Here is a 5304-nt window from a genome sequence, read left to right as displayed (position 1 = left end):
AAGGGCAAGCAGGACCACATCCGGGCTATTGAAGCTTTTGCCAAACATAGTAAAGACTACAGCCATTTTGACAATGGATGATATACTGGAGCCATCTTTATGGAGGGTTGCCCCTAATGGTACCGTGACATTGGTGATGTAGTCTGGAATGCCGATGTTTTTGCAACCCTCCAGGTTGGCAGGGATAGTGGCAATGCTGCTGCAGGTTCCCACAGCAGTGGCAGAGGGGACAATATTATTTGGCCAAAACCTTTTAAGGCCTTTTATTCCGCCGGCCACAAAGGCATACAAACTGAAGATGAAAACAAAATAAAAGGCACCTACGCCATAGTAAAGCCCGAGTGAACGGGCATAGGTTCCAAAAAGCTGTGGGCCAAATACACCAACCTGATAGGCAAAATAAGCACCTAGACCTATAGGGCCAAGTTTCATGATGAGGATGAAAACGTTTTTGAATACCTCATTTCCAGCGTGAAGAAAACGGGCAAAAGCAGCACCTTTTTCTCCCGCATGAAGGGTAGAGAAGCCTATCAGCACCGAGAAGATGATCATAGCCAGCATGCTTTTCCTGGACAGGAGCTCATAAAACTCGCCAGTGGTAAAGAGTCTGGTCAGCTGTTCTCCAAATGGTTTCTTTTCTATGGTTTCTGTTAGGGGAATAACATTGATGTGTTCATGAATGGGGAAAATATGAACAGCCAGTATGGTTATAGAGGCAGAAATTAAAATGGTAGCCAGAAAGACTGCAGACATAATGCCCATCATCCGTCCGAGCTTATTGGTGGAGGAAAGCCCTGCAATGGCAGAAGAAATCGCAAAGAAAACTAGCGGAATAACTGCTGTAAAGAGGAAATTAAGGAAAATATCACCGATTGGTTTTAATATTTCCACTTTCTTTCCGAAGATCAGCCCAACAATACTGCCGATAATGATGCCTATCAGTAAGAAAATAATTCCTTTGTAGTTTTTAAAGAAATTGTTCATCTGTATATCGTAATTTCTGTGAAAGATATTGCTAATTTAGTCATGTACAAAATATTACTGAATGAATTGGATCCTGACTGGTGAAATTGCTTATACGTTGATTGTTGTTGCTGTATGTCTGCGTATAGTCTATGACACCAGTACAACCAGTAAGACGCTGGCCTATTTGCTGCTTACGGTTTTTCTGCCGGTTGCAGGTATGATCATTTATTTCAGCGTGGGTACAAATTACAGGAAGCGCAAATTGTACAGCAAGAAGATATCGAAAGATGAGACGCTGATGAGAGAGATCAGGAAAAGGATCTACCGCAGATCTGAAGGTATCCTGGCACAGGATATACCTGAAGTAAAAAAATACAATAAACTGGCCAGACTTTTATTAAACAGTACGTTAAGTCAGTTGAGTGAAGTGAATAGTGTCCAGTTGCTGATCAATGGAGAAGAAAAATTTCCAGAGGTCCTTGAAGCCTTGAAGGCTGCGAAAAACCATATTCACATTGAATATTATATTTTTGAGGATGAGGTTATTGGCAACCAGATTAAAGACATTCTGATTCAGAAAGCTTTGGAGGGGTTACAGGTAAGACTGATCTATGATGATTTTGGAAGCCGCTCGATCCGCAAACGGGTGGTACCTGAGTTGAAAGAAGCGGGTGTGATGTGTTTTCCTTTTTACAGGATCCTTTTTATGGCCCTGGCCAACCGGATCAATTACCGCAACCACAGAAAAATCATTATCATAGATGGGCATACTGCCTTTACGGGTGGTATCAATGTAAGTGATCGGTACATCAACGATCCGGCAGGCAAGGAACAACTTTATTGGCGGGATACACATCTGAAAATTAAGGGGGAAGGCGTTTATTATCTTCAGTATTTGTTCATTTGTGACTGGAATTTTTGTGCAGATGAAGAACTTTTTCCGCAGAAAGATTTCTTTGCCGTACCAGAACCTCTGGCTGGTAAAGGAACGGTGGTGCAGATTGCCGCAAGCGGCCCGGATTCAGATAATCCAACCATTTTGTTCTCTTTACTGGAGGCCATTGGTTCTTCAAAAGAGGAGATCCTGATCACTACACCTTATTTTATTCCGGGGGAAAGCTTATTGGATGCTTTAACGGTAGCTGCATTGAGTGGGGTTAAGGTGAAGTTGCTGGTTCCCGGTGAGTCAGATTCCCATACCGTTGACTTTGCTGCGCGGTCGTATTATGGTGATCTGATCAGTGCTGGTGTGGAAATCTATTTGTATACCAAAGGTTTTGTGCATGCAAAAACGATGGTATGCGATGGTCAGCTGTCTATTATCGGAACAGCCAATATGGACCACAGGAGTTTTGAGTTGAATTTTGAAGTGAACAGTATAGTGTATGACGATGCCTTTTCCGGCCAGCTAAGGACTGTTTTTTACGAGGATTTGAAAGGGGCTATACAGATTGATCCCGAAGCCTGGATGAAGCGTTCTATCTACAGGGAATTTATAGAGAAGCTGGCGAGATTGATGTCGCCATTGTTATAAAATTTTAAGGAATGATTTACTGGAGTATGCGTTTGAAATTTTGGATATGTATTTTATTGATCTTACCGATCATTGGTTTTACAAAAGTGGAAGCTCAGGATGGGGTGCCGGCAAAACTATTTGAGCAGGATAGCCTTAAGCTGGTGGCCAGGCAATTTGATTTTACAGAGGGACCGGCAGCGGATAAAGATGGCAACGTTTTCTTTACCGATCAGCCAAACAATACCATTTGGAAATATGATACCCATGGAAAGTTATCTTTGTTTTCAGATCATGCCGGTCGTGCCAATGGAACCTATTTTGATAAAAAAGGCAATCTGATTGTCTGTGCAGATGAGCATAATGAATTGTGGTCTATTGATTCTAAAGGGCGTGTAAAAATATTGGTTGGGCGGGTAGATGGATTGGCTTTAAATGGGCCTAACGACTTGTGGATCGATCCTAAAGGCGGTATTTATTTTACAGACCCCTATTTTCAGAGAAAATATTGGACCAGACAGGCGCCGGAGATGAAAGGGGAGAAAGTTTATTATCTGAAGGCGGGTAAAAAGGAGCCGGAGGTTGCGGATGATGATTTGCTTAAACCCAATGGTATTGTTGGAACCAGGGATGGTAAACTGCTGTATGTGGGAGATGGAAAGGCGGCTAAAGTTTTTAAATACCAGATAGAAGCAGATGGAAAGCTTTCGGGAAAACAGGCGCTCATTGATCAGCGATCTGATGGTATGACCCTGGACGAACAGGGTAATATTTATTTAACAGGTAATGGTGTTACTGTTTATGACGCTGCGGGCAAATGGATTGGCCATATAGAGATTAAGGAGCCCTGGACTTCAAATGTTTGTTTTGGTGGTAAAAATCACGATATTTTATTTATTACGGCTTCAAAGGCAATTTATTTGATGCCAATGAAGGTGAAAGGTATGTAAGTAAAAGGTAATTTTAGGAAAGATATGGTGAATGGGGCAAATAATAAAAACAGTTTTTTTCTAAAAAGCGTTTCATAAGTATTTAAATCCTAATTGATATACAATGGAAAATAACAGTAAACTGGAAGAACTAGCGATCAATACGGTCAGACTTTTATCTGTGGATGCGGTGCAGAAGGCCAATTCCGGACACCCGGGAATGCCGATGGGGGCCGCCCCGATGGCGCATGTGCTGTACAGTAAATTCATGAACTACAATCCAAAGAATTCTCATTGGCCAAACAGAGACCGCTTTATTTTATCTGCAGGGCATGGGTGCATGCTTCAATATAGTTTACTGTATTTAACAGGATATAAACTTACGCTGGATGACCTGAAACAATTTCGTCAGTTGAACAGCAAAACAGCCGGGCACCCGGAATACGGTCTTACAGATGGAATTGATGTGACCACAGGTCCGCTTGGACAGGGTTTTGCCAACGGCGTAGGCTTCGCGATCGCACAAAAACACCTGGCCGCGAGATTTAATAAGCCTGGTTTTGATCTTTTTGATTATAAGATCTATGCGATATGCAGCGATGGAGATATGATGGAAGGGGTAACTTCGGAGGCGGCTTCTATTGCAGGGCACCTTGAACTGGGCAATTTGATCTATTTATATGATGATAACCATATTTCTATAGAGGGTAGTACAGATATTGCTTTTACGGAGGATGTAGCCAAAAGGTTTGAGGCTTATAACTGGCACGTGCAGGTGGTGGAAGACGGGAATGACATCAATGCGATTGAAATCGCGGTGAGAAACGCTAAAGCAGAAACACAGAGGCCTTCTTTGATTAAGGTGAGAACCCAGATTGCGTATGGCAGCCCGAATAAAGTGAATTCTGCCGGTTCGCATGGCTCTCCCTTAGGTGCCGATGAAGTGAAACTGGTTAAGAAATTTTTCGGGTTTGATCCTGAAAAGTCCTTTTATGTGCCGGATGAAGTATTGCGTTTTTACCATGAGGCAGGTGAAAAAGGTGCTAAACTAGAAAAAGAATGGAATGAACTTTTTAAAGCTTATAAAGAAAAGTTCCCTGAGCTTGCTTCGGCTTATGAGGAAATATTGCAGGGAAAGTTGCCTGAAAACTGGCAGAGTAAATTGCCTGTATTTGATGGAGGGGATAAACTGGCTACCCGTCAGGCTTCGGGCAAAGTATTGAATGCTATAGCTGCAGATTTGCCGGGACTTATTGGAGGCGCGGCTGATTTAGCGCCTTCTACAGATACGAATCTTAAAGAATATGATTCTTTTACTTCAGAAAAAAGAGATGGCCGTAATTTCCATTTTGGGATAAGGGAGCATGCAATGGGCTCTATTCTGAATGGAATGGCTTTGACCAAAGGGCTGATTCCTTATGGGGCTACTTTCCTGATTTTTTCCGAATACATGAGGCCACCTATCCGCCTTGCTGCGATTATGAAAATCAGACCTGTTTTCGTGTATACGCATGACAGCATCGGGTTGGGAGAGGATGGTACAACGCACCAGCCGGTAGAACAATTGATTTCGCTGAGGTCAATTCCAAATATTACACTGATTCGTCCTGCAGATGCAAACGAGACCTCTCAGGCATGGCGGGTGGCTGTGGAACATACAGACGGACCCGTGGTGTTGGTGTTGACCCGTCAGGCGCTCCCTGTGCTTGATCAGAAGAAATATGCTGCGGCAACTGGTCTGGAAAAAGGAGCTTATGTTTTATCCGACGTAAAATCTCCTGAATTGATCTTGATCGCTACCGGTTCTGAGGTGAGTTTAATACTGGATGCTCAGGCGGCATTGGAGAAAGAGGGGATTGCGGCCAGGGTGGTGAGCATGCCTTCCTGGGAATTATT

4 protein-coding genes are annotated in these 5304 nt (G+C 43.0%); 3 read left to right on the top strand and 1 reads right to left on the bottom strand.

Going from position 1 to position 5304, the window contains the following annotated elements; genetic code table 11:
• On the bottom strand, nt 1-984 hold a 984-nt coding region (locus VNZ46_RS21220; RefSeq protein WP_325562357.1), incomplete at its 3' end, for a dicarboxylate/amino acid:cation symporter.
• 61 nt (nt 985-1045) lie between these two features.
• Between VNZ46_RS21220 and cls the strand changes: the two genes are divergently transcribed.
• The 3 genes from cls to tkt form a co-directional block, all read left to right on the top strand.
• Complete coding sequence (gene cls, locus VNZ46_RS21215) at nt 1046-2500, top strand: cardiolipin synthase (RefSeq protein WP_325562355.1); 1455 nt, start codon at nt 1046-1048, stop codon at nt 2498-2500.
• 11 nt (nt 2501-2511) lie between these two features.
• Nucleotides 2512-3429, top strand: coding sequence for an SMP-30/gluconolactonase/LRE family protein (locus VNZ46_RS21210; protein WP_325562353.1), 918 nt, complete (start codon nt 2512-2514; stop codon nt 3427-3429).
• Nucleotides 3430-3532: 103 nt separating this feature from the next.
• Nucleotides 3533-5304 (top strand): transketolase (tkt, locus tag VNZ46_RS21205; RefSeq protein ID WP_325562351.1); only part of this gene is annotated, 1772 nt, incomplete at its 3' end.

This window comes from Pedobacter sp. (genome assembly GCF_035566355.1).
Classification (GTDB): Bacteria; Bacteroidota; Bacteroidia; order Sphingobacteriales; family Sphingobacteriaceae; genus Pedobacter.
This window is presented reverse-complemented; position numbering and strand designations above follow the sequence as displayed.

Excerpts from the sequence above, each read along its gene's own strand:
- cls (WP_325562355.1), top strand. The coding sequence starts at position 1,046 with ATGAATTGGATCCTGACTGGTGAAATTGCTTATACGTTGATTGTTGTT.
- VNZ46_RS21210 (WP_325562353.1), top strand. The coding sequence starts at position 2,512 with ATGATTTACTGGAGTATGCGTTTGAAATTTTGGATATGTATTTTATTG.